Source organism: Klebsiella sp. H-Nf2 (assembly GCF_002806645.1).
Taxonomy (GTDB): Bacteria; Pseudomonadota; Gammaproteobacteria; order Enterobacterales; family Enterobacteriaceae; genus Klebsiella; species Klebsiella variicola.
This window is the reverse complement of record NZ_PIBL01000007.1, coordinates 60,881-86,450: the sequence shown is the minus strand read 5'-3', so window position 1 is coordinate 86,450 and position 25,570 is coordinate 60,881. Positions and strand designations below refer to the sequence as shown.

The 25,570-nt window shown below is 60.6% G+C and carries 22 protein-coding genes; 17 read left to right on the top strand and 5 right to left on the bottom strand.

What is annotated here, in order from left to right; translation table 11 throughout:
- Positions 1-87: 87 nt before the first annotated feature.
- From dsbG to CWM58_RS17535, 4 genes are all read left to right on the top strand, one after another.
- Positions 88-837 carry a thiol:disulfide interchange protein DsbG gene (gene dsbG / locus CWM58_RS17550; RefSeq protein WP_100681455.1) on the top strand — a complete coding sequence of 250 codons (750 nt, stop codon included), beginning with the start codon at positions 88-90 and terminating at the stop codon, positions 835-837.
- 180 nt (positions 838-1,017) lie between these two features.
- On the top strand, positions 1,018-1,950 hold the full coding sequence (citR, locus tag CWM58_RS17545) for a DNA-binding transcriptional repressor CitR (RefSeq protein ID WP_100681454.1): 933 nt from the start codon (positions 1,018-1,020) through the stop codon (positions 1,948-1,950).
- A 113-nt stretch (positions 1,951-2,063) separates the two neighbouring features.
- Positions 2,064-3,287, top strand: coding sequence for a phosphoadenosine phosphosulfate reductase (locus tag CWM58_RS17540; RefSeq protein WP_100681453.1), 1,224 nt, complete (start codon positions 2,064-2,066; stop codon positions 3,285-3,287).
- Positions 3,272-3,898, top strand: coding sequence for an IbrB-like domain-containing protein (locus CWM58_RS17535; RefSeq protein ID WP_100681452.1), 627 nt, complete (start codon positions 3,272-3,274; stop codon positions 3,896-3,898). The genes CWM58_RS17540 and CWM58_RS17535 overlap by 16 nt, the downstream gene beginning before the upstream one ends.
- Here CWM58_RS17535 and CWM58_RS17530 read toward each other — a convergent pair whose 3' ends face one another.
- Complete coding sequence (locus CWM58_RS17530) at positions 3,899-5,044, bottom strand: pyridoxal phosphate-dependent aminotransferase (protein WP_162678329.1); 1,146 nt, start codon at positions 5,042-5,044, stop codon at positions 3,899-3,901. It lies immediately after the preceding gene.
- Positions 5,045-5,185: 141 nt separating this feature from the next.
- Between CWM58_RS17530 and mtnC the strand changes: the two genes are divergently transcribed.
- Together mtnC and CWM58_RS17520 are read left to right on the top strand one after the other, a co-directional pair.
- Positions 5,186-5,875: an acireductone synthase gene (gene mtnC, locus CWM58_RS17525; protein WP_100681451.1), complete on the top strand. Its 690-nt coding sequence runs from the start codon at positions 5,186-5,188 to the stop codon at positions 5,873-5,875.
- Positions 5,872-6,414 (top strand): 1,2-dihydroxy-3-keto-5-methylthiopentene dioxygenase, encoded by a 543-nt coding sequence (locus CWM58_RS17520; RefSeq protein WP_100681450.1) that lies wholly within the window; start codon positions 5,872-5,874, stop codon positions 6,412-6,414. The genes mtnC and CWM58_RS17520 overlap by 4 nt, the downstream gene beginning before the upstream one ends.
- Before the next feature lie 107 nt (positions 6,415-6,521).
- Here CWM58_RS17520 and CWM58_RS17515 read toward each other — a convergent pair whose 3' ends face one another.
- A complete protein-coding gene (locus CWM58_RS17515; RefSeq protein WP_100681449.1) occupies positions 6,522-8,831 on the bottom strand; it encodes a molybdopterin-dependent oxidoreductase in 2,310 nt (769 codons plus the stop codon).
- A 411-nt stretch (positions 8,832-9,242) separates the two neighbouring features.
- On the opposite strand from CWM58_RS17515, the gene CWM58_RS17510 reads away from it, so the two are divergent.
- From CWM58_RS17510 to CWM58_RS17490, 5 genes are read left to right on the top strand one after another with little or no spacing between them, the layout of a single operon-like run.
- On the top strand, positions 9,243-10,223 hold the full coding sequence (locus CWM58_RS17510) for a sugar ABC transporter substrate-binding protein (protein ID WP_100681448.1): 981 nt from the start codon (positions 9,243-9,245) through the stop codon (positions 10,221-10,223).
- A 44-nt stretch (positions 10,224-10,267) separates the two neighbouring features.
- Complete coding sequence (locus tag CWM58_RS17505) at positions 10,268-11,770, top strand: sugar ABC transporter ATP-binding protein (RefSeq protein ID WP_165785821.1); 1,503 nt, start codon at positions 10,268-10,270, stop codon at positions 11,768-11,770.
- Positions 11,767-12,756: an ABC transporter permease gene (locus tag CWM58_RS17500; RefSeq protein WP_100681446.1), complete on the top strand. Its 990-nt coding sequence runs from the start codon at positions 11,767-11,769 to the stop codon at positions 12,754-12,756. The genes CWM58_RS17505 and CWM58_RS17500 overlap by 4 nt, the downstream gene beginning before the upstream one ends.
- On the top strand, positions 12,753-13,757 hold the full coding sequence (locus CWM58_RS17495; RefSeq protein WP_046622420.1) for an ABC transporter permease: 1,005 nt from the start codon (positions 12,753-12,755) through the stop codon (positions 13,755-13,757). Before CWM58_RS17500 ends, CWM58_RS17495 begins: the two co-directional genes overlap by 4 nt.
- A gap of 11 nt (positions 13,758-13,768) precedes the next feature.
- A complete protein-coding gene (locus CWM58_RS17490; protein ID WP_074386559.1) occupies positions 13,769-14,710 on the top strand; it encodes a carbohydrate kinase family protein in 942 nt (313 codons plus the stop codon).
- A 35-nt stretch (positions 14,711-14,745) separates the two neighbouring features.
- Here CWM58_RS17490 and CWM58_RS17485 read toward each other — a convergent pair whose 3' ends face one another.
- Genes CWM58_RS17485 through CWM58_RS17475 form a run of 3 tightly spaced genes read right to left on the bottom strand, consistent with a single transcriptional unit; the run spans position 14,746 to position 17,888 of the window.
- Positions 14,746-15,774 carry a 2-hydroxyacid dehydrogenase gene (locus CWM58_RS17485; RefSeq protein WP_100681445.1) on the bottom strand — a complete coding sequence of 343 codons (1,029 nt, stop codon included), beginning with the start codon at positions 15,772-15,774 and terminating at the stop codon, positions 14,746-14,748.
- Positions 15,771-17,267 (bottom strand): FGGY-family carbohydrate kinase, encoded by a 1,497-nt coding sequence (locus CWM58_RS17480; protein WP_100681444.1) that lies wholly within the window; start codon positions 17,265-17,267, stop codon positions 15,771-15,773. Before CWM58_RS17480 ends, CWM58_RS17485 begins: the two co-directional genes overlap by 4 nt.
- A 12-nt stretch (positions 17,268-17,279) precedes the next feature.
- Positions 17,280-17,888 carry a methylthioribulose 1-phosphate dehydratase gene (locus CWM58_RS17475; RefSeq protein ID WP_008805607.1) on the bottom strand — a complete coding sequence of 203 codons (609 nt, stop codon included), beginning with the start codon at positions 17,886-17,888 and terminating at the stop codon, positions 17,280-17,282.
- Between the two features lie 451 nt (positions 17,889-18,339).
- On the opposite strand from CWM58_RS17475, the gene codB reads away from it, so the two are divergent.
- The 6 genes from codB to CWM58_RS17445 all read left to right on the top strand — a co-directional run bounded on the left by codB (position 18,340) and on the right by CWM58_RS17445 (position 25,566).
- The gene (gene codB / locus CWM58_RS17470; RefSeq protein WP_100681443.1) at positions 18,340-19,602 is read left to right on the top strand and encodes a cytosine permease; all 1,263 of its coding nucleotides are present in this window, start codon (positions 18,340-18,342) and stop codon (positions 19,600-19,602) included.
- A complete protein-coding gene (locus CWM58_RS17465) occupies positions 19,599-20,834 on the top strand; it encodes a PucR family transcriptional regulator (protein WP_061155376.1) in 1,236 nt (411 codons plus the stop codon). Before codB ends, CWM58_RS17465 begins: the two co-directional genes overlap by 4 nt.
- Complete coding sequence (codA, locus tag CWM58_RS17460) at positions 20,831-22,069, top strand: cytosine deaminase (protein WP_100681442.1); 1,239 nt, start codon at positions 20,831-20,833, stop codon at positions 22,067-22,069. The genes CWM58_RS17465 and codA overlap by 4 nt, the downstream gene beginning before the upstream one ends.
- 145 nt (positions 22,070-22,214) lie before the next feature.
- Positions 22,215-23,165: a LacI family DNA-binding transcriptional regulator gene (locus CWM58_RS17455; protein WP_162678331.1), complete on the top strand. Its 951-nt coding sequence runs from the start codon at positions 22,215-22,217 to the stop codon at positions 23,163-23,165.
- Between the two features lie 122 nt (positions 23,166-23,287).
- A complete protein-coding gene (locus CWM58_RS17450; protein ID WP_100681441.1) occupies positions 23,288-24,097 on the top strand; it encodes an inositol monophosphatase family protein in 810 nt (269 codons plus the stop codon).
- Positions 24,098-24,207: 110 nt separating this feature from the next.
- Positions 24,208-25,566, top strand: coding sequence for an MFS transporter (locus tag CWM58_RS17445; RefSeq protein ID WP_100681440.1), 1,359 nt, complete (start codon positions 24,208-24,210; stop codon positions 25,564-25,566).
- The last annotated feature ends 4 nt before the right edge of the window (positions 25,567-25,570 follow it).

Sequence of the window (25,570 nt, the reverse complement as noted above, 5' to 3'; positions counted from 1 at the left end):
CAATCCATCGTTCAGCTGTTCTTACCTATGACTGTAATAGGTTCGGCAATGCTTTTCCCTTACCTGCTGATTTTACAAGGAATACTCATGTTAAAGCGTCTGCTGTTACTCAGCCTTTTCCCGTTATGCAGCCATGCGGAGGACCTACCCGCCCCGGTAAAAGCGATTGAAAAACAGGGCATTACTATCATCAAACCTTTTGACGCACCGGGGGGAATGAAAGGCTGGCTGGGAAAATATCAGGACATGGGGGTCGCCATCTACCTAACACCAGACGGTAAACACGCGATCTCCGGCTATATGTATGATGAGAACGGCACCAACCTCAGCGAGCAGCTGTTTCAGAAAGAACTCTATACTCCGGCAGGACAGGAGATGTGGCAGAAGATGGCTCAGGCCAACTGGCTGCAGGATGGCCACAAGGACGCCCCCATCGTGCTGTATGTCTTTGCCGATCCCTTCTGCCCCTACTGTAAACAGTTCTGGCAGCAGTCCCGTCCCTGGGTGGAAGCCGGTAAAGTACAGATTCGCACCCTGCTGGTGGGCGTGATCAAGCCAGAAAGCCCGGCCACCGCCGCCGCCATTCTTGCCGCCAAGGATCCGGCGAAGACCTGGCATGATTACGAGCAATCAAACGGGAAAATGGCCCTGACGCTCCCGCAGACTATCCCACCGGAGAAGATGAAAGTGCTCAACGTTAATCAGCAGCTGATGGACGAGCTGGGGGCCAACGTTACGCCAGCCATTTACTATATGAATAAGGATAATATGTTACAGCAGGTGGTCGGTCTGCCAGATAAAGAAAAGCTGCATATCATGATGGGCGAACAAGAATAATCTCATTGCATAATGGCGCCGGATAACAAGGACCGCTGGCGCCCCTGTCGACAATAAGATATATTAAGCAGAACTTAACGTTATAGCCCGGTAATTAAATTCACACCGCAAATATTAAGCCAACCAACATTCTCACTAAGAATATTTCTACCCGCGCTGATAATACACAGGACTGCATTAATGGCAAATCTTTACGATCTGAAAAAGTTCGATTTAAATTTATTGGTTATTTTTGAGTGTATTTATCAACATTTAAGCATCAGCAAAGCAGCCGCCATGTTATTTATCACCCCGTCAGCGGTGAGTCAGTCGTTGCAGCGTTTGCGCCAGCAGTTAGACGATCCGTTATTTGTTCGCGTCGGGAAAGGGATGACACCCACCACCGCCTGCGTCAATCTTCATTATCATTTGCAACAAAATCTTGAACAGCTGGAAAAAACCATCAATCTCAATAATCGCTCCGAACTGCGTAAACGTATTGTGATATATGGCCCCCCGCTGTTCTGTTCAGTCAATAGCCATTTTATGATTAACCAGCTCTGTCATCAGGCCAATTTACAGATTGAGCACCATAACCTGACCACTACGGAATCGGCTGAGGAGCTGCTGGCGTATCGCCAGGCAGACCTGGTGTTCACCCGAATGCCCATTATCAACCGTGCCACTTTGTGTCAGCCCTATCAGACAGTGCAGACCCTGGCGGTTTGCCGGGCGGACCATCCGCGGCGAGATCAACTCACGTCGATTGATGCGCTGGCGCAGGAATTTTTCACCCACTATATCACCAACGATCCTGTCATTCAGCGTGTCCAGCAAAGCAGCACGCCATGGTTAAATCCGCGGAATATTGCCTTTCGCAGCGACTCTTTTATGACCATTCTTAACATGATCAATAAAACCGACTTAATTGGCTTCGTCCCTTCCTATTTACATGACTTTATTTCACCGGCCATGCAACTTCACGTCATCAATATAGACGAGCTATTTCCGGACATCACGATATATATTAACTATCACCAATCATCAACACAAAATCATTTCTTATCTGAATTAATCACAATCTTAATGAATAACAGAGATGTATCACGCCCCCAACTTAATAACAGCGAGTAACTTTTCCGCCTATTTTTCGCACCCTGTCAGAATGCAAATCGACCATTAATTTCGCAGCCCTCATCGTTTATACTGAGCGAACGGGAATTTCTACTGTTAAAGGATTAATGGTCATGTCGTTCATCAAATATCCCTTACCGGAATCGGTGCTGCAGGCAACTGAGCAGCGCATCCAGTGGGTGCTGGATAATTTTTCACGTATTTGCGTCTCTTTCTCGGGTGGAAAAGACTCCACCGTCATGCTGCATTTAACCGCCCAGGCGGCACGGTTACAGGGGAAAAAAATCAGTGTGTTGTTTATTGACTGGGAAGCGCAGTTCTCCTGCACCATCGCCCACTGCGAAAAACTACGCCTCCAGTATCAGGATGTGATCGACGCCTTTTACTGGGTTGCCCTGCCGCTAACAACCCAAAATGCCCTGACGCAGTATAAACCGCAATGGCAATGCTGGGAGCCCGGGACCGACTGGGTCCGTCAGCCGCCGCCCTGGGCAATTACCCACCCGGGCTATTTTTCGTTTTACCAACCGGGGATGAGCTTTGAGTCCTTTGTCAGCCACTTTGCCGAGTGGTTTTCACAGCGGCGCCCCGCTGCCGTGCTGGTCGGCATTCGCGCCGACGAGTCACTGAATCGCTTTATGACCATCTCTTCGCAGCGCAAACAGCGTTTCGCCGACGATAAACCGTGGACCACCTCGGCGCCGGGCGGCCATGCCTGGTACATCTACCCACTCTATGACTGGAAAACCGCCGACATCTGGACCTGGTTTGCCAAAAGCGGTCAGTCCTATAACCCACTGTACGATCTGATGTATCAGGCTGGGGTACCGCTGCGCTATATGCGCATCTGCGAACCGTTCGGTCCGGAGCAGCGCCAGGGACTGTGGCTCTACCATGTGCTGGAGCCTGAACGCTGGGCTGCGATGTGTCAGCGGGTGAGCGGCGCGCACAGCGGTGGGGTCTATGCCGGGCATGATAATCAATTCTACGGTCATCGAAAAATCGACAAGCCCGACCACCTGACGTGGAAAAGCTACGCCCTGTTCCTGCTCGACAGCATGCCGGAAACCACTGCCGAGCACTACCGTAACAAAATTGCCGTTTATCTGCGCTGGTATCTGAAAAAAGGCATGGAGGATATTCCCGACACCCAGCCCGCAGACATTGGCACCAAAGATATCCCGTCCTGGCGGCGAGTCTGCAAGGTGCTGCTCAATAACGACTACTGGTGCCGCCAGCTCTCGTTTAGCCCGACCAAAAGCAGCCACTATCAGCGCTACCGTAAACGCATGGAAAAACATCGCCAACAATGGGGGATATTATGCAACAACAACTGACGCAGGCGCTGGATGCTTATCTGCAAACGCTGGATGACGAGGCACGCATCGAGGCAATCAACGAGTTTCGCCGAGTGCTCCACCAGCGCAGCCCCTTCCGCTCCCAGCCCGTTGACTGCGTGCTGTGGGTAAAACAGGAACAGGTCATCCCCAACGACTACAACCCGAATAACGTGGCGCCACCGGAAAAACGCCTGTTACAGACCTCGCTGGAAACCGATGGCTTTACCCAGCCGGTCGTCGTCATCCAGCAAAGCCCGCAGGCGTATACGATTGTCGACGGTTTTCACCGTCATGAGCTGGCCTGCAACAAAGCCGCGCTGAAAAAAACGCTGAAAGGTTACCTGCCGGTGACCTGCCTGACGGACGACGTTGCCTCGCGTGACGGGCTGATAGCGGCGACCATTCGCCACAACCGGGCGCGCGGACGTCACCAAATTCATGCCATGTCGGAAATCGTCCGCGAACTGACCCAGCTCGGCTGGACGCCGCAGAAGATCGGCAAAGAGCTGGGAATGGATGCCGATGAGGTGCTGCGCCTGAAACAAATTAGCGGCCTGACGGAGATGTTCGCTGGCCGCCAGTTCTCTCAGGCGTGGACGATTAAGTAACTACAGCTGACACAAACGCGCCGCCGCGGCCAGCAGGGTCGCCGGCTGTTTGGCGAAGCACAAGCGGATCAGCTTGTGCGGGAACGGATCGGCGCAGAAGACGGAGAGCGGGATCGCCGCCACCCCGACTTCGGTCGTCAGCCAACGGCAGAAGCTAACGTCGTCAAGATCGGAGATAGCGCTGTAGTCCGCCAGCAGGAAATAGGTCCCTTCACAGGGCAGAAGTTCCAGCCGGCTCGGGCGCAGCGCGTCAATAAACAGATCGCGACGTTCCCGATAGAACGCCGGCAGCTCACGATAGTGCTCCGGCGCTTCGCGCAGCATGTCGGCGATCGCCAGCTGCGCTGGGGTATTCACCGAGAAGGTCAGATACTGGTGCACCTTGCGCAGCTCGGCGCTGATGGCCGCCGGGGCCACGCAGTAGCCGACCTTCCAGCCGGTCATATGAAACGTTTTGCCAAACGAGGAGACCGCCACCGCCCGCTCGCGCAGCTGAGGATGCGCCAGTACGCTGGCGTGGCCGTCAGCGGCGAAGTTGATATGCTCATAAACCTCATCGCTGAGGACATAGATCTCGCGTTCGGCGATTGCCTGCCACAGGGCAGCAAAATCCTCGCGCTGCCAGACGGTAGCTGATGGATTGTGCGGGGTATTGAGGATCACCAGCCGGGTTTTATCGCTCAGCGCCGCAGCAAACTGCTGCCAGTCGACGCGAAAATGCGGCGGCTGCAGCGCAATACGGCGTAACTCGCCGCCGGCCAGCGCCACCGCGGGAGCATAGCTGTCATAGCTGGGATCGAAACAGATCACTTCGTCGCCGCGGCGCACCAGAGCGGTGATCGCCGCGTACAAGGCCTCCGTCGCCCCGGCGGTGACCGTGATATCGCTATTGACGTCGGGCAGGTAACCATACAGTTCCGCCGTCTTCCCGGCGATCGCCTCGCGCAGCGCTGGCACGCCGGTCATCGGGGCGTACTGATTCGCCCCCTGCGCCACATGGTACGCCAGACGCTCCTGCAGATAGCGCGGGCCGTCGAAATCGGGAAAGCCCTGTGACAAGTTGATGGCCTGATGCTGCTGGGCCAGGGCGCTCATCTGGGTAAAAATCGTGGTGCCGAGCGCCGGGAGTTTACTCTCTGGAATCAAAGGGTTATTACTCATTCTTTTTATACCGATTGTAATGCTGTTGTTGAAGCCACTATAACACGATGTTAATATTTGGCAATCAAGACGCTTAGACGTCTAAATGCTAATGTTATTCCGCGCCACGCCCACTCTGGAGAAACCATGATCCGCGCCATCGTGACCGACATAGAAGGCACCACCAGCGACATCCGCTTCGTGCATAACGTGCTGTTCCCCTACGCCCGCGAACGACTGGCCGGCTTTGTGACCGCTCAGCAGTACGCTGAGCCCGTCAAAACCATTCTCGACAACCTGCGCCGCGAGACAGACGCTCCGGCCGCCAGCACCGCCGACCTTATCACTACCCTCTTCGCCTTTATGGACGAAGACCGTAAATCCACGGCGCTAAAGGCGCTGCAGGGGATCATTTGGCGTGACGGCTACGTCAACGGCGACTTTACCGGCCATCTCTACCCGGACGTACTGCCGGCCCTGGAGAAATGGAAAGCGCAGGGCATTGATCTGTATGTATATTCTTCAGGCTCCGTCGCCGCGCAGAAATTGTTATTTGGCTACAGCGATGAAGGTGATATTACTCATCTGTTCACGGGCTATTTCGATACCCTGGTAGGGGCCAAACGCGAAGTGCAATCCTACCGTAACATTGCTGAACACCTGGGCCATGCCCCCGGCACCATCCTGTTCCTGTCGGATATCCATCAGGAACTCGACGCCGCCGAGGCCGCGGGTTTGCGCACGATCCAGCTGGTACGCGGCGACCGCGACCCGGCGAGCCACCATCCCCAGGTTCAGCGTTTTGACGACATTCATCCGGAGCAGATCCCAGCATGAGCGCATTAACCCTTTTTTCCGTGACCGATCCGCAAACACCGCTCTGGCACAGCACCGACGCCAAAGCGATTCAGGATCAACTTAACGCCAAAGGCGTCCGCTTCGAGCGCTGGCAGGCCGACCGCGATCTGGGCGCAGCCCCCAGCGCAGAAACGGTGATTGCCGCCTATCAGCATGCGATTGACAAACTGGTCGCCGAGAAGGGCTACCAGAGCTGGGACGTCATCAGCCTGCGCGCCGATAACCCGCAGAAAGCGGCGCTGCGGGAGAAATTCCTTAACGAGCACACCCATGGCGAAGACGAGGTGCGTTTCTTTGTCGAGGGCGCCGGCCTGTTCTGCCTGCACATTGGCGAAGAGGTGTTCCAGGTACTGTGCGAAAAGAATGATCTGATTTCGGTGCCTGCCCACACCCCGCACTGGTTTGATATGGGTTCAGAACCGAACTTCACCGCCATTCGCATTTTTGATAACCCGGAAGGCTGGATCGCCCAGTTTACCGGTGACGATATCGCCAGCGCCTACCCGCGGCTGGCGTAACGTCAAACTGTCGTCAGTCTTAAACCGCCAGGCGCGGGCTTTGCAGGAGGCGGTGCATACCGCGCCTCCTCCGGACTACCCGCCCCGCCGCTGGCGCTCCCCCACACCTAAACCGCAATAAACCTCGGCGGATCAAAGGCGGTGATCGGCGGCAGTTCCTCACGCCACGGGGCGATCTCCACCCAACAGCTCTGGGCGCTACAGCCCTGCCCCAGGCGCGAACTGCCGCGATCCTCGGTTAACACGTTGGGATTACCGTGCTTATCGAGCGATCCTTTTTCATTCGGATCCAGAGGGTCATACCAGGCGCCGGTGGACATCTGTACCACGCCGGGCAAAATCTGCTCGCTCAGGTGCACACCCGCCAGAATCGCCCCGCGGTCGTTATAGACCTTCACCACGCTGCCTTCGCGGATGTCTCTTGCCTGCGCATCGCTCGGATGCATCCACAGCGGCTCGCGTCCCTGAATTTTCGTCGCCCGGCTGACGCTGCCGTGGTCGTACTGACTGTGCAGGCGGGCGCGCGGCTGGCTGGAGAGCAGATGAAGCGGCCAGCGCGCCGCCTCCTGCCGCTGCCGGGCGGCCTCCTGTTCATCCCACCACGGATGGCCAGGGCATTCACGATAGCCAAACCCGGCGACGGTGGCGGAAAAGAGTTCAATCTTGCCGGAGGGCGTGGAGAGCGGATAGCGCTGCGGATCGGCGCGAAAATCGGCGAGAAAGATCTGCGGCCGCTCCGGCGCGCTGTACTCCAGTACCCCTTGCTGCCAGAAGTCCTCGAACGAAGGCAGCGCAATACCCTCCTCCTGCGCCCGCGGTCTTGACTCCTCATAGAGATGACGCAGCCACTGCCCGGCGTCCCGCCCCTCGCTGAACTGTTCTCCGAAGCCCAGCCGATCGGCCAGATCGAGGAAAATGGCGTAATCGTCACGCGCTTCGCCCACCGGCGGGATCTGCGCGCTCATGGCGATCATGAACCCGTCGTGACCGCCGCTGCCGATATCCTCTCGCTCCAGCGAGGTGGTGGCTGGCAGGACGATATCGGAGAATTTAGCCTGCGCGGTCCAGTACTGCTCATGCACCACCACCGTCTCCGGACGGCGCCAGGCCTCGCACAGTCGGTTGATGTCCTGATGATGATGAAACGCATTGCCTCCCGCCCAGTAAACCAGACGGATGTCGGGATAGCGCAGCTGCTGACCGTCGAACTCATAGGCTTCTCCCGGGTGCAGAAGCATATCGGACAGCCGCGCCACCGGGATAACGCTATCCACCGCATTCTCCCCGGCGGGTAAGCGTGGGCCGGAAAACGCTTTTCGCACCGCGCCCGCCAGGTTAGTGCAGGCATAGCCAAACCCGAGGCCGCCGCCCGGCGTGCCGATCTGTCCCAGCAGCGCGGTCAGGGCCACCGTCGCCCAATAGGCCTGCTCCCCCTGACGGGCGCGCTGGATAGACCAGGAGATATTCACCATCGTCCGGTGGCGGGCCATCTCCCGCGCCAGGTCGGCGATGCGCTGGGCATCCAGGCCGGTAATCGCCGCCGCCCACGCCGGGGTTTTCGCTACGCCGTCGTGCTCGCCCAACAGATAAGCGCGGTAAGGGGCAAACCCGACGGTATGGCTGGCAACAAACGCCTGGTCGTAAAGGGACTCAGCGATCAGCACATAGCTCAGCGCCAGCAGCAGTGCGGTATCGGTGCCCGGCCGAATGGCCAGCCACTCGGCGTCGGGCACCGCGCTGAGGTCATTGCGCACCGGACTGATATTCATAAACCGGGTGCCGTTGGCCTGCATCTTATCCAGCCAGTACGGCAGCATATGGTCATTGGCGCCACCGCCGTTGACCTGGGCATTGCGCAGCGGCAGACCGCCAATCGCGACAAACAGCTGACACTCCCGCGCCAGCTCGGAAAAATGGGTATGCTGACGGTGCAGTGGGCTCAACGGCCCGAGAATATGCGGCAGAATGCGCTCGCCCGCGGCGCTGCTATAGGTATTGGTGCTGGCGGTGTACCCGCCAAAGCCCTTAAGAAAACGGTGCAGCTGGCTCTGCGCATGGTGAAAGCGTCCAGCGCTGGCCCAACCGTAAGAGCCGCCGTAGATCGCCTCATTGCCGCAGCGCGCCTTGACCGAGCGCAGCTCGCGAGCCAGCAGGTCCAGCGCCACCTCCCAGCTGACTTCGACAAAGGGCTCCTTGCCTCGCCCTTCTCGTGACGCCGGCCCCTGCTGAAGATAGCCGGCGCGCACCGCCGGACGGCGAATGCGCGTTTGGCTGGTCACCGCGTCGGGGAGCGACTGACCGATGCGTGACGGATTTTTATCCCAGGGCACCGGATTAACCGCCACGATATCGCCCTCGCGGCTCTCCACCTGCCACGTTCCCCAGTGCATCACCGTATAATTATGCTGTTTCTTCATAGCACTCGCGTTCTTCTCAGCCAAAAAACTCGTTAATATAAATCGAGGAAATGACGGAAATATCCCCGCCCCAGCCAGACATTACTCTGCTAAAAAAACTATTAGCCCGCGCAATCACCTGCATTTCCCTGCAAGGGCCTTATTTCTCCACGCCATCACAATAAACAGAAAGCCGTCTTTATCCGTTAAATAAACACGGAATAAGCAAAAAATAAAACCACAAAATAAAAAGGTATATTTTGCATCATGAAATATTTTCAGGTTCCCGGTGGCAAAATAACCTTTTTCTCTGGCGTTTCTGCGATATAACATTCCCGGCATAACTTAGACTTATTTTGTATTTGAGGTGGCGAGGTGCTTCTTGTCATGCTACCGGTCCGCAACCACCTTCATCACAGGATCATAATAACAATGTCGCAGAAGAGAAAATTATTGCCTGCCGCGCTGGGAGTGCTTTCCCTTGCCTCGCTGAGCGTCACTGCCGCAGACGCCCTCTCCTTACAGGGAAAAACCATTGGCGTTGCCGTTGTTGGCACTCAGCATTTTTGGGATCGCGAGGCCTTTAAAGGTGCGACAGAGGAAGTGGAGAAACTGGGAGGCAAAGTCATTGGCGTCGATGGCGGCCGCGATAATCAGGTTCATGCCAATAATCACGATATTTTACTGTCACGCAAGGTGGACGCGGTAATTAGTATTCTCGGCGACAGCGCCGTCGAACCAAAATTTAAAGCATTGCGTGATGCTGGTATCCCGGTATTTACCGTGGATCATGTTTCTCAATATTCGGTCAACAATACCACCTCCGATAACTACACCTTAGGCTCGACCATCGGTCGCTACATGGCGGATGAATTAGGCGGTAAAGGCAACGTCGCCGTATTTAACGCGTTCTCCAGCGCGCTGCGTATTTGCGGAATTCGTTACGATCAGTGGAAATATGTCCTTAAGGATTATCCGGATATTCATATTATCCAGCCTGAGCTGGCGGAGCAGTTCGCCAACTCGCCAGAAGACGCGCGGAAGAAAACCCTCGAATTACTCAGCCAGTATCCGAAAGGCAAACTGGATGCGATCCATGTCGCCTGCTGGGATCAACCGGCCATCGGTATCGTCCAGGCACTGGAAGAGACCGGCCGTGATAAGGACGTGAAAGTGACGGCCATCGACGCCGGTCCGGAGACGCTGGAGATCATGGCAGAGCCTGGCAGCCCGTTTGTGGCTAACGTCGCGCAGCAGCCGCATCTGATTGGCCAGACCTCCGCCGACAACGTGGCCCGCTACTTTGCCGGTCAGAAACTGCCGGTGCAAACCTTTATCCCGGTGATACCGGTGAAAGGTCCGCAGGAAGCGAAAGCGGTGTATAAACAGTTGGGATACGGCGAACTGCAGTGATAAATCAACACCCTGGCGGGGAGCGCCCCGCCGCGGGTCTGGTCATGGACCAGATCGGCAAACGTTTTGCCAGCGTTACGGCGCTTAATTCAGTCACCCTGCGTCTCAATCCCGGGGAAATTCATGGCCTGATTGGCGAGAACGGCGCCGGTAAATCGACGCTGATTAAAATCCTCGCCGGCGTCTATCAGGCCGACAGCGGCAGCGCGACCCTCGACGGTCACCCGCTGCCCCTCGGCAACCCGGCAGCCATTGAAGCCGCCGGCATCCGCGTTATCCACCAGGAGCTTAACCTGATCCCGCACTTTACCGTCGCGGAATCGGTGTTTCTCGGCCAGGAGTATCGCACCCGCTGGGGCGCGCTGGATCGCCGACGGATGAAGGCCGCCACGGCGCAATTTTTCCAGCAAAACTGGCAGCTGGCGATCGACCCCGAACGGCTGGTGCGCGACCTGAGCCTGGCCGAGCGCAAGCTGGTGCAGATTGCCCGCGCGCTGATCGACGGCGCGGCGCGGCTGGTGGTGTTCGACGAGCCCACCGCCCCCCTGGAGGCGCAGGAGGCCAGTCTGGTCTCTTCCGCCATCCTTCGCCTGCGCGACCAGGGCATTGCCATTCTGTATATTTCCCACTACCTCAATGAGATAGCCACCCTCTGCGACCGCGGCACCGTACTGCGTAACGGGGAAGTGGTCGGTTACCCGGACCGCGACCTGCTGCAGAATACCGAGGCGCTGATCGCCATGATGGTCGGCCGGGAAATCGACCAGTTGTATACCCCGCGCCAGCACCCGGCGGCAGACACCGGGGCGGCCCCGCTGCTCTCGGTGCGCCAGCTGAGCGACGGGCGGCAGCTGCAGGATCTCTCTTTTGATATTCAGCCGGGCGAAATCGTCGGCGTCGCCGGCCTGCTGGGCGCCGGACGCGATGTGCTGGTCGACTTACTCTACGGCTTACGCCCGGCGGAACGCGGTACGATCCACCTCGACGGCCAGCCGCGGCGTATTCGTACGCCGAAGCAAGCGATCCGCGCCGGAATGGCGCTGGTGCCGCGCGACCGCCGCCATCAGGGGCTGATCCTGCCCTTCACCACCGCCGACAATATTAATCTCGCCTCACTTCCGGAGACCGCCACCTTTGGCTGGGAGCGGCGGGGTATCGCCGAGCAGAAAGCGCGCTACTGGATAGAACAGCTGGCGATCCGCCCGGGACGCCCGGCGCTGCCGGTACGCTACATGAGCGGCGGCAACCAGCAAAAAGCGATCCTCGCCCGCTGGCTCGGCACCGATGCCCGGCTGTTTATTCTCGATGAACCCACCCTTGGGGTCGATATCGGCGCCCGTCGCGATATTTATCAACGTACGCGCCAGCTGGCCGATAAAGGACGGGCGGTGCTGGTCTCCTCCAGCGATGCCCCCGAACTGCTCGGACTATGCGACCGGATCCTGGTCCTCTGGCGCGGCGCGCTGGCGGCCAATCTGCCCACCCGCGGGCTAACGCTGGACGCCCTGCTGGTGGCGATCAACGGCGGACAGGAGCCTTCACCATGAGTACCGCTATCCCGCGTCGCGGCCGTCCGGGCCTGGCGACGCTGATTGAAAAATTTCCCCTGATCCTGTTTCTGGCGCTGCTGGTATGGCTCAGCGTACAGTCTCCTTTCTTCCTCAGCTGGCAAAATATCAGCCTGATGCTGGTCCAGAGCGTTCCGCTGGCGATCCTCTGTTTCGGTCTGGTCTGCGTCATCGCCGTTGGCGGGGATGACGTGGTCTCCGGCGGCATCGACCTCTCCCTGCCGGCGACGGCGGTGCTCGGCGTCGCGCTGCTCAGTCTTGGGCTGGCCGAATGGCACACGCCGTATCTCCTGCTGCTGGCCCTGCTGGTGGCGGTTTGCCTGCTCTGCGGGGCGATCAACGGCTTCCTGGTGCTGGCGGCCGGCCTGCCGCCGCTGCTGGCTACCCTCTCGACCTCCGTGGCGTTTACCGGCCTGACAGATTTGTTGACCGGCCAGCGACGCATCGCGGTCAGCGATCCGCTGATGGTCGCCTTTCGCGATAACAGCGTGCTGGGCCTGCCCTGGCCGCTGATTTACTTGCTGGGGGTATTTATCCTGTTCCAGTTCCTGCTCCACCACTCCCGCTTCGGCCAGCATGTGCAGGCGGTGGGCGGCAACCGCGATATGGCGCAGATGAGCGGCCTGAACGTGCGCCGCTTGACCCTGCTGGTCTGGCTGTTAGCGGGCATTGCCGCCGGGCTGGCTATTCTGCCGCTGCTCAGCCAGGGCTCCGGCAGTTCCAGCGGGACGGCCACGCCGCTGCTGCTGGAAACCGTGCTGGCGACCTTTATCGGCGCCGCTTTCTCGCGCCGTCGGGTGGTCACCATCTGGGGGGCGCTGCTGGGGGCAATTCTGGTCAACGCCCTCTCTAACGGGCTCGGCCTGCTGGGGGTCAATATCTTCTGGATGGGCGCCATTAAAGGCGGCCTGATCCTGGTGGTGCTGGCGGCATCGGCGGTCAGACACAAAGGAGGCGAGGCATGAGCCAAATTACCCTGAAAACGCCGGCTCCGGCGGAACAGACGGCCAGCAGCCCGCTGGCCTGGCTGTCGCGAGCCGGATTTGGCGTCATCACCCTGCTGGCCATCGCCCTGTTTGGCTGGGCGAATCCGGTATTTTTAACCGTGGATAACTGGGCCAACCTGCTGCAGGGCAGCGCGATCCTGCTGATTGTGGCGATGGCGATGACCTTGATTGTCAGCGCCGGGGCGATTGATCTGTCGGTGGGCGTTGCGCTCGATTTCGGCGCCGCCTTCGCCCTCGTTGCCCTGAAAACCTGGCATCTGCCGTGGCAGGCCGCGGTAGGCTGCGCCCTGCTTGGCGGCGTGCTGATTGGCCTGCTCAATGCCTTTCTGATCCTCATCTGCCGGATCCGCCCCTTCCTCGCCACGCTCGGCACCTGGTTTATCGCCAGCAGCGCCGAGCGCATCTATACCGACGGCGGCGGCGCGATAGCTTATCGGCGGATGGCGCCGGAATATCACGATCTGGCAGTGGGCAACCTTGGTGGGATCCCCACGCCGGTGGTGATTGTGCTGGCGCTGTGGCTGGTGGCATGGTTGGTCACCGAGCGCACGCTGTGGGGCAAATATGTCCGCGCCATCGGCCAGAACAGCGAAGCGGCGCGTATCGCCGGGATCCGCGATCGCCTGACCATGCTCGGCGTGCTGGTGGCCGCCTCGGCGCTCTGCGCCATCGGCGGGGTGATCCTCTCCGCCAACCTGCGGCAGTTTACTCCCCTGGCCGGGCAGTCTTACCTGATGGACGCCATTGCGGCGGTATTTATCGGCACCGCCTTTAACCGTCTGGGCCGGGTCAGCATCCTCGGCACCCTCGGCGGCGTGCTGTTCCTTGCCATTATTGATAATGGCCTGAACCTGATGGGGCTCAATTATCTGGTGAAGGACGCGCTGGTCGGCGTGATTCTGGTGGTGGCCCTCGCCCTTTCTTTCTGGCAGGCGCGCCTGCGCCAAACGCATCGCTAAACGGGAGAACGATGGCAACCTTTGACGCCGTGTTTGTCGGCCTGACTATTCTGGATATCGCCGGGCGCCCGGTGGTGGCGATCCCGCCGCGCGGCGGCGTCGCCTTTATTGAGCAAATTCGCCTCAACCCCGCCGGCACCGCCGCAGGGGCCAATATCAACGCCGCGAAGCTGGGGATCCGCACCGCAGCGGTGGCCTGCCTGGGTGAAGATGAAAAGGCCGACTTTATCCTCGCCAGCTATGCCCGGCTGGGCATCGACTGCTCGCTTATCCAGCGCACCGCGCTGAAAGAGACCTCGGCGACGATCCTGCCGATTCGCCCCAACGGCGAGCGTCCGGCCCTGCATTGCCGGGGCGCATCCGACGCCCTGTTCGTCAGTGAAGCGGAATTTGACGCCGTCCTCGACTGTCGTTTCCTGCATCACGGCGGGACCGGACTGCTGGCGGCAATGGACCAGGGACAGAGCGCGCGGCTGTTGCAGGCGGCTAAAGCACGCGGAGTCACCACCAGCTTTGACCTTATCGCCCCGAATGAAGACACCCTCGAACTACTGCGGCCCCTGTTGCCGTCGGTGGATTATTTCATGCCTTCGCTGGAGGAAGCCGCCTTTCTCTCCGGCGAGACGCAGCCGGAGGCCATCGGCCGCTTCTTCCTGGCACTCGGCGTGGGCACCTGCATTCTGAAAGACGGCGAGAACGGCTCCTGGCTTATCCGTCGCGATGGCGCGCTGGAGCATATTGCGCCGTGGCCGGTCGAGGCAGTGGATACCACCGGCTGCGGCGACAGCTACTGCGGCGGGTTTATTGCCGCGCTGGCGCGCGGACTCAGCGTGAAAGCAGCGTGTGACGTCGCCTCGGCGGTGGCCGCGCTGGTGGCGACCGGGATGGGATCGGATGCCGGGGTAGTGGACTGGGAACAGACCCAGGCTTTTATGGCGGCCCATCGCCCCTGACGCCGGGCCCGCGCCGCCGCAGCGGCGCAAGCGGCTTAACGCCACTGGTACAGCAGCGGCTCCCCGGCGACATAGCGCTGAAGATCGGCGGCAATCATCGCCGTGTGTTTGGCGATACTCTCCCGGGTGGCTCCGGCGATATGCGGCGTGATAATCACGTTATCGAACTCGGTGACAAAAGGATGATCGCGCCACAGCGGTTCGCGGTGATAGACATCCAGCGCCGCGCCGCCCAGCGGGCCGTGACGCAGGGCATCAATTAGTGCCGCCTCGTCGACCACCGCCGCGCGAGAGGTATTGATCAGCAGCGCGCCGGGCTTCATGCTGTTTAACAGCGCCGCATTCACCAGCCCGTCACTGTGCGGCCCGCTGCTCAGATGCAGGCTGACGATATCCGCCTCGCGGAACAGCGCCTCCAGGGTCGTTTTCTGTAGTCCTGGCTCATTGATATCCTCTGCGGCGACGAACGGATCCACCACCAACACCGCCATGCCGAACGCCCGGGCGATACGCGACACCCGGCGGCCAATGTTGCCATACCCCACCAGCCCCAGCGTTTTATTGCGCAGTTCATTGCCTTTAAACACTTCATAGGGGCTTTCCGGGCTCACGTCCCAGACCACATCCCGCCGCAGACCCTGCTGGGTGGCGGCGGCGGCATTGTCAGCCTGCGTGAATTCCCCCCGCTTCAGCGCCGCATGGGATTGCGGAATATGGCGCGCCAGGCTGAGCATCAGGCCAAGCGTCAGCTCCGCGGCGGCATCGGCATTGCGCCCCGGGGTGTAGAGCACCCGGATGCCGCGCGCCTGGGCGGCCTGGGTATCAATATTCACCGGATTCGCGCGGGTGCAGGCGATCACCTGCAGGCGCGGACAGGCGGCCATTACCGCGTCTGTCACCTCATCATAGCTGGTCACCAGCACCTCGGCGTCATGGGCCAGCTCAATCAGCTGACCGGCGCTGAGCTTCGGTTTCCCCAGCGCCCATCCCTCCACCAGCAGTTCGCCCAGCGGGTGGAAGGCGCTAAGGTCGCCAGCATGCTCGGCGGTAAAAACGATTTTCATGGTTGTACGTCCTGAGAAAGAGGTTGAAGGGCGGCCTGTCTGGCCTGCCATACCGGCAGCATCTGCTCACGCAGCAGGCGGTAAACGGGATACAGCGCCGCGTAGCGGGCATGCGCCTGAGGGCGCGGCTGATAGCGGGTCTGCGCCAGCGGAGGCGTCTCGGCCAGCGCTGCGACGCTGCGGGCCGCCAGAATCGCCGCGCCGCGCGCGCTCAGTTCGTTAAAGGCGCTGGAGACCACCGTACGCCCGGTACAGTCGGCGATAATCTGCAGCCAGGTCGCCGAGGCTGCGCCGCCGCCGGTCAGATACAGCTCGCCGCCCTGCGGATAACCCTGTAGCGCATCGACAATGGCGAAGGCCAGGCCTTCAAACACCGCGCGCTGCAGTTCGGCGCGGGTGGTGTGCGGGCTAATGCCGAAAAAGCCGGCCCGCGCGTCAGGGCTGTAAAACGGCGCGCGTTCGCCATTGAGGTACGGCTGCCAGAAGACGCCGCCGCTGCCTGGCTCCACGTCCGCGATCGCCTGCTCCAGCCGATCCAGATCGCCGTCCAGCGAAATATGCTGCTGCAGCCAGTCAATGTTTGGCGTACCCGCCTGCATCGGAAACAGCGAGATCACCTGTCCGGCTTCGGTATGGGTGACAAAGCGCGTCGCCTCGTTCACCGTCTGCGGGCCGCGGCAGACGATCCCGGTGCAGCAGGTGGTGCCAAGGATCGTGTAGATATCCCCTTCGTTGACCGCGCCGCAGCCCAGCGCAGCGCTACAGACATCCAGCGCCCCGGCGGCCACCGGCGTCGCGGCGGGCAGCCCGGTCAGCGCCGCCACCGCGTCGCTCAGCGTGCCGGCCGGGGCATCCGGGGCCAGCAGCGGGGGAAACAGCGGCAGCAGTTCGTCCAGCCCCATCTCCGTCATCACCACCGAGGACCAGCCGCCGGTCTGCTGGTTAAGTAACGAGCTGCTGGCGTCCGTCAGCTCCAGCGCCGCCACGCCGGTCAGGCGAAAGCGGATCCAGTCCTTGGCGAAAAACAGATAGCGCGCGGCCGCCAGCCGCGCCGGCTGATACTGTTTCAGCCAGTACAGCTGCAGGCTGGTATTGCAGGGCTGCAGGTGGGTGCCGGTATCGGCGAAATAGCGGCGGTCGAAGCCGGGTCGGCGCAGCAGGTCGCTCATCAGCTCATGGCTGCGGGTGTCGCTCCACAGGATCCCCGGGCCCACCGGTTCGCCCAGCTCATCGCTGAGCCAGACCCCCTCCCCTTGCCCGGCGAGGCCGATGGCCCGCAGCCGCCCCGCCTGCAGCGCCGGGTGGCGGGCAATCTGGCGCAGAATAGCCAGCACCGAATGCCACAGCTGGGTCATATCCTGTTCCGCATAGCCATTGGCTGACAGGCGGGGTGAAGTGTTTTCCGCGGCGCTGGCGCAGGCGGTGAAATGCTGATCAAACAGCACCGCTTTCACCCGCGAGGTGCCGATATCAATACCAAGATAAAAATCCATACCTGCTCCGGCTCAGGGCTCGTAGCGGCGGCGCATCAGCTCGCACTCGAACAGGAACTCCAGCCCCTCCAGTTGACGGCGGGCCTCCTGAATATCTTTCCCCCAGCAGGTCAGGCCGTGGCCGCGCAGCAGAAAACCGTAGCGCAGCGGGCGCGTTTGCGCATAATCGGCAATCCGCGCCGCCAGGGCGTCAATATCCTGGTCATTATCAAAGATGGCGACCGGAACGGTATCGAGATGGCTGTGCTGCCCGCTAAGGGTTTTCTGCATTTCATACCCCTGCAGCGCCAGCGTGTCGCTTTTTTCGATGCGCGACAGCACGGTGGCGTTGACGGTATGCACATGCAGCACCACGTTGGCTTCCGGGAACAGGCGATACACCAGGGTGTGCAGGCCGGTTTCGGCCGACGGCTTCCGTCCGGAAGGCGCCTGATTGGTGGCGATCTCAACCTGCAGAAAATCCTCGGTTGTCAGGCTGCCTTTATCGCGGCCCGACTCGCTTAGCCAGCACCAGGTGTCATCCTGGCGCACCGACATATTGCCGCCGGTCGCCGGCGCCCAGCCTTTCGCCCCGATCCAATGACAGGTGGTGACCAGTTGCGCGAGTCTTTCTTGCCACATAGCAGTTCCTTAGGTTAGCGATGATTTATTTAGCCGTCTAAATGGCTATTTACCCGATACTAACACCGCTAACCGGAGGGGACAATATTTCAGGAAACACACATAAGACAAATGGTTATATCATAAATGCATATTAAATAACCTTTATTCACAGTGATTTAACCAACCGTTTTCAGTACACCACTATTCTCCACTACTCCCTGGCCAAAAACTGGCGGATCGTCCTGGCTGAAATTCTCCTCCTGCGCCAGGGATGCGCTCGCCGCCCTCCTCTGCCCTGGACTGGTGCAAAACATGGCAGGATGCCCACTAAAATGGCATCTCATCGTCTTTACCCCATCATTACTGTGCACTGTGCACATCTTGTGATATTCCCCGTGCCCGGTTTTTCCTGGCACATCTCTTGCTACTTCCGGCTATCACCGCCCATCTACCAGCCAGAGGTTCCAGGATGTCAAACAGCAATGATTTTCCCCTCGTCGAAGCGCCCGCCACCGGACGCAAAGGCGTATTTTCCATCGCCATGGTGTTATTCAGCTTTACCTTTTTCACCGGCACGATGTTTGCCGGCGGCAAACTCGGCGTCTCCTTTTCCATCGTCAATCTGCTGTGGATAGCCGTCATCGGCAACGCCTTGCTGGCTCTCTATGCCGCGTCGCTGGGCTGGATCGCCGCGCGCAGCGGCCTGAATACGGTGCTGATGGGCCGCTTCTGCTTCGGGGAGATCGGCAGCAAGCTGGCCGACTTTATTCTTGGCTTTGCCGAGCTGGGCTGGTACGCCTGGGGGACCGCCACGGTCGCTATCTCGCTGGTGAAGATCCTCGCCCTACCCGAGGCGCTGACCCAGCCGTTGATGGTGCTGTTTGGTATTTTGTTCTGCGTCACCGCGCTGGTGGGCTACAAGGGACTGGACGCGCTGTCGCGCCTGTCGGTGCCATTGATGTTTGTGCTGCTGATGGTCTCCATGTATCTGGCGCTGCACCACGCCGGCGGCTGGCAGGCAATGACCCGCATTGCGCCGAGCGACACCATGACCTGGTCGGCGGCCATCACCATGGTCTTCGGGACTTTCGCCAGCGGCGCCACCCAGGCGACAAACTGGACCCGGCTGGCTAACTCCAGCCGGACCGCCATTCTCGCCAGCATGGGCAGCTTCCTCATCGGTAACGGGCTGATGATCGTGGCCGGCGCCTGGTGCGCCATCGTTTATCAACAGGCCGATATTGTGGAAGTCCTGATCCTGCAGGGGCTGTCGGTCGCCGCGGTGATCATGCTGTGTCTCAACCTGCTGACCATTCAGGGCCCCACCATCTATAACGTCTCTGCCGCCGCCTGCCATCTGCTGCGCAGCGAACGTCGCCGGACGCTAACCATCGCCGCCGCCGGGGTGGGTATTGTGCTCGCTATTGGCGGTATGTATGAAATGCTGATCACCTTCCTTGTGCTGCTGGGCAGCATTATTCCGCCCATTGGCGGAGTGATCCTCGCCGACTACTGGTTCGCCCGCGGCGGGCGCTATCCCCTGCTGCAGAACGCCCGCCTGCCACGTTTTAACTGGTTGGGACTCGGCGCCTACGCCGCCGGCGCGGTGGTGGCCTATCTGTCACCGTGGATCGCGCCGCTGGTGGGGATCACCGTCTCCGCGCTGGTCTATATCGTCCTGACCCTGCTAAGCAAACGCCAGCCTGCCGCCGTCGCGGAGCAGGAGCCATGAGCCTGACGGTCAGCGAACTGCTGGCCCTTGAGGGACTCTCCGCCCTGCGACTGCGGGCGGGAAAGCAAGGGCTGCAGCGGGCCGTACGCTGGTACTACGTGGCGGAAAATGAACATATCGCCGAGTGGATCATGGGCGGCGAGCTGGTCTTTATCACCGGCATCAACCATCCCCGTGATGAAGCCAACCTGATCCAGTTGCTGATGGAGGGGAAACAGCGCGGCATCGCCGGGATGGTGATCCTCACCGGCGAGGCCTATATCCACGCCATTCCCGCCACGCTGATCGCCCTTGCCGACGAGCTGGGCATTCCGCTGATTGAGCAGCCCTACCTGCTGAAGATGGTGATTGTCACCGAGCGCATCGGCACCGCGCTGGTCCGCAGCGAAAACGCCCTGCAGTCACAGCGCGACATTCTGATGCAGCTGGTCACCGGCGACTATCCGGATCTGCAGATGCTCCATCAGCGCGCCCTCCACCAGCAGCTCGATTTTACCCGTCCGCTGCGGCTGGCGGCGCTGCGTCTGGAGGGGCTGTCCCGCCTGTTTCGCCAGTTCCCGCCCGAACAGGCCGAAGCCTGGCTGCTGCAGGCCCACCGCAGCGTGCGTCAGCAGCTGCAGCAGCAGCTCAACCAGCAGGGCAACCCCTTCCCGCTGCTGGAGCGCAGCAACATGTTCCTTTTCCTGCTGCCGGATGAGGAGGGGGAAGGCTTTCAGCAGAAAAAATGGCTGCAGCAGTGGCTGCAGGCGCTGGCGGACGGAGAGGATAGTTTGTCGCTGCTCTGCGGCCTCTCCGCGCCGGTCAGGCAGCTGCAGGGTTACCCGCGGGCGCTGTCGCAGGCGCGCCAGGCACTGGATCTGTGCGATACCCTGCGGCCGACCCAGCGTATCAGCGACTATCAGCAGTTGGGGTTTATCAAACTGTTGTCCGCGGTCAGCGACCCGGCGCTGCTCAACGATTTTATGCACGACACTCTGGGCTGCCTGATCGAGCCGGGCCGCAAAGCGCCATGGCTACTACTGGAGACCCTCGAGACGCTGCTGCAGGAGAACGGCAACGTGGTGCGGGCCGCCGACCGGCTGGGCCTGCATCGCAACACATTGCATCAACGCATCCAGCGTATTGAAAAACTGACCGGCTACCCGGTCAGCCACCCTCAGTTTCATCTCAACGCCTCGGTCGCGCTGGTGATCTGGCGTTTATCGCAAAACCATTTACAGGACCCACCATGAAAATTATTAACGCTCGCCTGCGCCGCCAGGAGGCGCTGTTTACTCTTGACCTGCAGGACGGGATGATTCACCGCATCACCGCCCAGGCCGCGATGCAGACTGCCGACGCCGGGGATATCGACGCCCAGGGCCGGCTGGCGATCCCGCCCTTCGTCGAGCCGCATATTCATCTTGACGCCACCCTCACCGCGGGCGAGCCGGAGTGGAACCGCAGCGGCACCCTGTTTGAAGGCATCACCCGCTGGAGCCAGCGCAAAGCGAGTATTACCCCGGAGGACACCCGCCAGCGGGCGCTGAAAACCATCGGCATGCTGCGCGACTTCGGCGTCCAGCACGTCCGGACCCATGTGGATGTCACCGATCCGTCGCTGTCGGCCCTGAAGGCGCTGCTGGCGGTGAAACAAGAGGCCGCCGATCTTATCGATCTGCAGATTGTCGCCTTCCCGCAGGAGGGGATCGAATCTTACCCCGACGGCCGCGGACTCATGACCCGCGCCATCGAGATGGGCGCCGACGTGGTGGGCGGCATTCCCCACTATGAGAATACCCGCGACAAAGGGGTCAGCTCGGTGATGTTTTTGATGGACCTCGCCCAGCGCTACGGCCGCCTGGTGGATGTCCACTGCGATGAAATCGACGATCCGCAGTCGCGTTTCCTTGAAGTACTGGCGGAGGAGGCGCGGGTGCGCGGCATGGGGGCCCTGGTCACCGCCAGCCACACCTGCGCGATGGGCTCTTACGATAACGCCTACTGCTCGAAGCTGTTTCGCCTGCTGAAAGCCTCGGGCATCAACTTTATCTCCTGCCCGACCGAAAGCATTCATCTGCAGGGCCGGTTTGACAGCTGGCCGAAACGGCGCGGCGTCACCCGGGTGGCGGAGCTGGATCGCGCCGGCATCAACGTCTGCTTTGCCCAGGACTCGATTCAGGATCCGTGGTACCCGCTGGGGAACGGCAATATCCTGCGTATTCTGGATGCCGGGCTGCACATCTGCCATATGCTCGGCTATGACGATCTGCAGCGCTGCCTCGACTTCGTCACCGATAACAGCGCCCGGGCGCTGTGTCTGGGCGATAACTACGGCCTCGCCGAAGGCCGCCCGGCGAACCTGCTGATCCTCGATGCGGAAAACGACTACGAGGCCGTCCGGCGTCAGGCACGGGTGCTGACCTCCATTCGCCACGGCAAGGTGATTTTGCAGCGTGAGGTGGAGCACATCCGCTACCCGGCATAGGGCGCAAGGCGCTGCGCGACGACGCCTTTCTGTGATACCTTTTCAGGCAGTGTGCGTGACCGACGCCCGCCCGGGCGTCGGCTTCCTGGAAAACAGACGGCGCGAAACGACGATGAGCGATAAAAAATGGATTAAGGCCGAGGATGTGGCCAGACTGGCCGGCGTCTCGCGCTCGGCGGTCTCCCGCACCTTCACCCCCGGCGCCTCGGTGTCGGAGAAGACCCGGCAGAAGGTGCTGAGCGCCGCGGAAGCCCTGGGCTATCAGGTGAATATCATCGCCCGGACGATGATCACTGGCAGCAGTAATTTTATCGGCATCGTCACCGCCGGTTTCGACAACCCGTTTCGCAGCAAACTGCTGGCGCCGCTGGTCCATCAGCTGGCGCTCAATGGCTTTATGCCGCTGCTGATGAACGCTGACGATCCGCAGCAGCTCGCCCCCTCGCTTAAACAACTGCTGAGCTATCACGTCGCCGGGGTGATCATCACCTCCGGCGCGCCGCCGCTGTCGCTGGCGGAAGAGTATCTGGCGCGCAAGATCCCCGTCACCCTGATCAACCGTCATGCGGACCTCGCCGGCTGCGACCGGGTGTGCAGCGATAACGCCCAGGGAGCGAAGCTGGTAGCGGGCTTGTTCAGTCGTCGAGGCTGGCAGCAGGTTGGCTTTATTGGCGAAAATCGCGAGAACTTCAGCACCCGCGAGCGCTATGAGGCTTTTATCGCCCGGACGTCGGGCATGACGGTGAGCAGCCGCTTCTGCGACGGCGGCGGCTATCAGGCCGGCTACCAGGCCGCCAGAGAATTGGTTGCTGAAAACCCCGGGGTGCAGGCGCTGTTCTGCGCCACCGATATGCTGGCGCTGGGCGCCCTGGATGGCCTGCGGGACGCCCCCGCCCCGCTGCCGGCCATCGTCGGTTTTGACGATATCCCGCAGGCGGACTGGCAGCCCTATCAGCTCACCACCGTTCAGCAGAATACCGCCCTGCTGGCCCACCACGCGGTGGATCTGTTAATGACGCGGATCGCCCGCTTCAGCCTGCCCTCACGCCATCGCGAAGTGCCAGTGAAACTAATTATTCGTCATAGTGCGAAATGAAAAAATCATTTTATGCTGGAGCGATCACAGAATCTTCTGCGAAACCCGGCCACACTCATTCGGCCCTTCGGGGCTGTTTTTTTCACGCAAAATGCACACGTGTGCAAAAATAGGGAGTCACTATGCAATCTCAGGAATCAGAAGCGCTACAGGCCCGCTACCGTCTGGCCTGCGAGCTGGCGAAAGCGGGCGCTGAGCTGGCGTTTGAATACTATCAACAGCGCGAGGCGCTGACCGTCGACCATAAAGGCGACGACCTGCAGGATGTGGTCAGCGTGGCCGACAAACGGGTGGAGGCCTTTGTCAAACAGCGCATTCAGAGCGCGTTTCCGCAAGATGGCTTTCTCGGCGAAGAGAGCGGCACCCGCCTGCCCGACGCCCGGATCCTGTGGGTGGTCGACCCCATCGATGGCACCAGCTGTTTCCTCAACGGCCTGCATGCCTGGTGCCTGTCGCTGGCGATCGTCGCCGACGGCGAACCGGTCATCGGCGTGGTCTACGACCCCAACCATCGCGAGCTATTTCATGCCCTGCGGGGCCATGGCGCCTGGCTCAACGACGCCCCGATCCGTCCGCACCCTGGGGCGACGGTCAAAGAGGGCGTGATAGGCGTCGGCACCTCGCATCGCGTCACCCCGGCGGACTTTCTGCCGTTTCTGCAGGCGCTGCTCATCGACGGCGGCATGTTTATCCGCAACGGTTCCGGGGCGTTGATGAGCGCCTGGGCGGCGGCGGGCCGGTTGATTGGCTACTACGAGCCGCACATGAACCCGTGGGACGCCCTGCCGGGGCTGGTGCTGATGCGCGAAGCGGGCGGCGCCAGCAACGATTTTCTGGCGCAGGAGGGGATCCAGCGCGGCAATCCGCTGCTGCTGGCCAGCCAGACGCTCTACCCGCAGCTGAAAAAGATGATCCCACAACCCTTACATTAACCCTTACGGGTCAGGCTATCTCTGATTATGTACTCTACACAGTAACAATAACTTCACTCACGGACGAACCACATCAATCAGTCACGCCTCCGACCTGCGGAGAACCACCTATGTCTGGAATTATCGCTTTTTTCCGGGCGTCGCCGCCGAAAGCGGGCGCCGAGTTTGATGAACACCGTTTTCGCCGGGTGCGCTGGCAAACCTTTATCGCCATGACCCTGGCCTACGTCACCTTTTACGTCTGCCGGTTATCATTCACCGTCGCCAAAAGCGCGCTGGTGGAGCTGGGGATCACCCCGACGGAGCTCGGTATGATCGGCTCTACCCTGTTCTTCAGCTACGCCATCGGCAAACTGGTCAACGGCTTTATCGCCGATCACGCCAACGTGGTGCGCTATATGAGCCTCGGTTTATTGCTCAGCGCCGGGATGAACCTGATGATGGGGATGACCACTAACGCCCTGCTGCTGGCCATCTTCTGGGGGATCAACGGCTGGGCCCAGTCGATGGGCGTCGGCCCCTGCGCGGTCTCGCTGGCGCGTTGGTACGGCGTTAAGGAGCGCGGCACTTTCTATGGCATCTGGTCGACGGCGCATAATATCGGCGAGGCGGTGACCTATATGGTGATCGCCGCGGTGATCGCCGGATTTGGCTGGCAGATGGGCTACCTGTCCACCGCCGCGCTCGGCGCCGCCGGGGTGGTGCTGCTGGTGCTGTTCATGCACGATTCGCCGCAGAGCAGCGGCTTCCCGTCCATCAACGTCATCCGCGATGAACCGCAGGAGGAGACCGAAGCGCGCGGCTCAGTGTTTAAAAACCAGCTGCTGGCGCTGCGCAACCCGGCGCTGTGGACCCTCGCCCTCGCCTCCGCCTTTATGTACATCGACCGCTACGCCGTCAACTCGTGGGGGATCTTCTTTCTCGAGCAGGATAAAGCCTATTCCACGCTGGAGGCGTCCGGGATTATCGGCGTCAACGCCATCGCCGGGATCGCCGGGACCATTATCGCCGGCATGCTCTCCGACCGCTTTTTCCCGCGCAACCGCAGCGTGATGGCTGGTTTTATCAGCCTGTTGAACACCGCCGGCTTCGCCCTGATGCTCTGGTCGCCGCACAATTATTACACTGATATTCTGGCGATGATTATCTTCGGGGCCACCATTGGCGCTCTGACCTGCTTCCTCGGCGGGCTGATCGCGGTCGATATCTCCTCGCGCAAAGCCGCCGGGGCCGCGCTCGGCACCATCGGCATCGCCAGCTACGCCGGCGCCGGCCTGGGCGAGTTTCTCACCGGGATCATTATTGATAAAACGGCGATCCTCGAGAACGGCAAAACGCTGTATGATTTCAGCACGCTGGCGCTGTTCTGGGTGGGTACCGGTCTGGGTTCCGCGCTACTCTGTTTTACCACTGCCGCCATCGTCGCCCGACGCCATGCCGTCGAACGGCAGACCTCATTCTCCTCATAACCGA

Bases quoted from the DNA above. Each gene is read 5' to 3' on its own strand.
- dsbG (WP_100681455.1), top strand. From the start codon at position 88: ATGTTAAAGCGTCTGCTGTTACTCAGCCTTTTCCCGTTATGCAGCCAT.
- citR (WP_100681454.1), top strand. From the start codon at position 1,018: ATGGCAAATCTTTACGATCTGAAAAAGTTCGATTTAAATTTATTGGTT.
- CWM58_RS17540 (WP_100681453.1), top strand. From the start codon at position 2,064: ATGTCGTTCATCAAATATCCCTTACCGGAATCGGTGCTGCAGGCAACT.
- CWM58_RS17535 (WP_100681452.1), top strand. From the start codon at position 3,272: ATGCAACAACAACTGACGCAGGCGCTGGATGCTTATCTGCAAACGCTG.
- mtnC (WP_100681451.1), top strand. From the start codon at position 5,186: ATGATCCGCGCCATCGTGACCGACATAGAAGGCACCACCAGCGACATC.
- CWM58_RS17520 (WP_100681450.1), top strand. From the start codon at position 5,872: ATGAGCGCATTAACCCTTTTTTCCGTGACCGATCCGCAAACACCGCTC.
- CWM58_RS17515 (WP_100681449.1), bottom strand. From the start codon at position 8,831: ATGAAGAAACAGCATAATTATACGGTGATGCACTGGGGAACGTGGCAG.
- CWM58_RS17510 (WP_100681448.1), top strand. From the start codon at position 9,243: ATGTCGCAGAAGAGAAAATTATTGCCTGCCGCGCTGGGAGTGCTTTCC.
- CWM58_RS17505 (WP_165785821.1), top strand. From the start codon at position 10,268: ATGGACCAGATCGGCAAACGTTTTGCCAGCGTTACGGCGCTTAATTCA.
- CWM58_RS17500 (WP_100681446.1), top strand. From the start codon at position 11,767: ATGAGTACCGCTATCCCGCGTCGCGGCCGTCCGGGCCTGGCGACGCTG.
- CWM58_RS17495 (WP_046622420.1), top strand. From the start codon at position 12,753: ATGAGCCAAATTACCCTGAAAACGCCGGCTCCGGCGGAACAGACGGCC.
- CWM58_RS17490 (WP_074386559.1), top strand. From the start codon at position 13,769: ATGGCAACCTTTGACGCCGTGTTTGTCGGCCTGACTATTCTGGATATC.
- CWM58_RS17485 (WP_100681445.1), bottom strand. From the start codon at position 15,774: ATGAAAATCGTTTTTACCGCCGAGCATGCTGGCGACCTTAGCGCCTTC.
- CWM58_RS17480 (WP_100681444.1), bottom strand. From the start codon at position 17,267: ATGGATTTTTATCTTGGTATTGATATCGGCACCTCGCGGGTGAAAGCG.
- CWM58_RS17475 (WP_008805607.1), bottom strand. From the start codon at position 17,888: ATGTGGCAAGAAAGACTCGCGCAACTGGTCACCACCTGTCATTGGATC.
- codB (WP_100681443.1), top strand. From the start codon at position 18,340: ATGTCAAACAGCAATGATTTTCCCCTCGTCGAAGCGCCCGCCACCGGA.
- CWM58_RS17465 (WP_061155376.1), top strand. From the start codon at position 19,599: ATGAGCCTGACGGTCAGCGAACTGCTGGCCCTTGAGGGACTCTCCGCC.
- codA (WP_100681442.1), top strand. From the start codon at position 20,831: ATGAAAATTATTAACGCTCGCCTGCGCCGCCAGGAGGCGCTGTTTACT.
- CWM58_RS17450 (WP_100681441.1), top strand. From the start codon at position 23,288: ATGCAATCTCAGGAATCAGAAGCGCTACAGGCCCGCTACCGTCTGGCC.
- CWM58_RS17445 (WP_100681440.1), top strand. From the start codon at position 24,208: ATGTCTGGAATTATCGCTTTTTTCCGGGCGTCGCCGCCGAAAGCGGGC.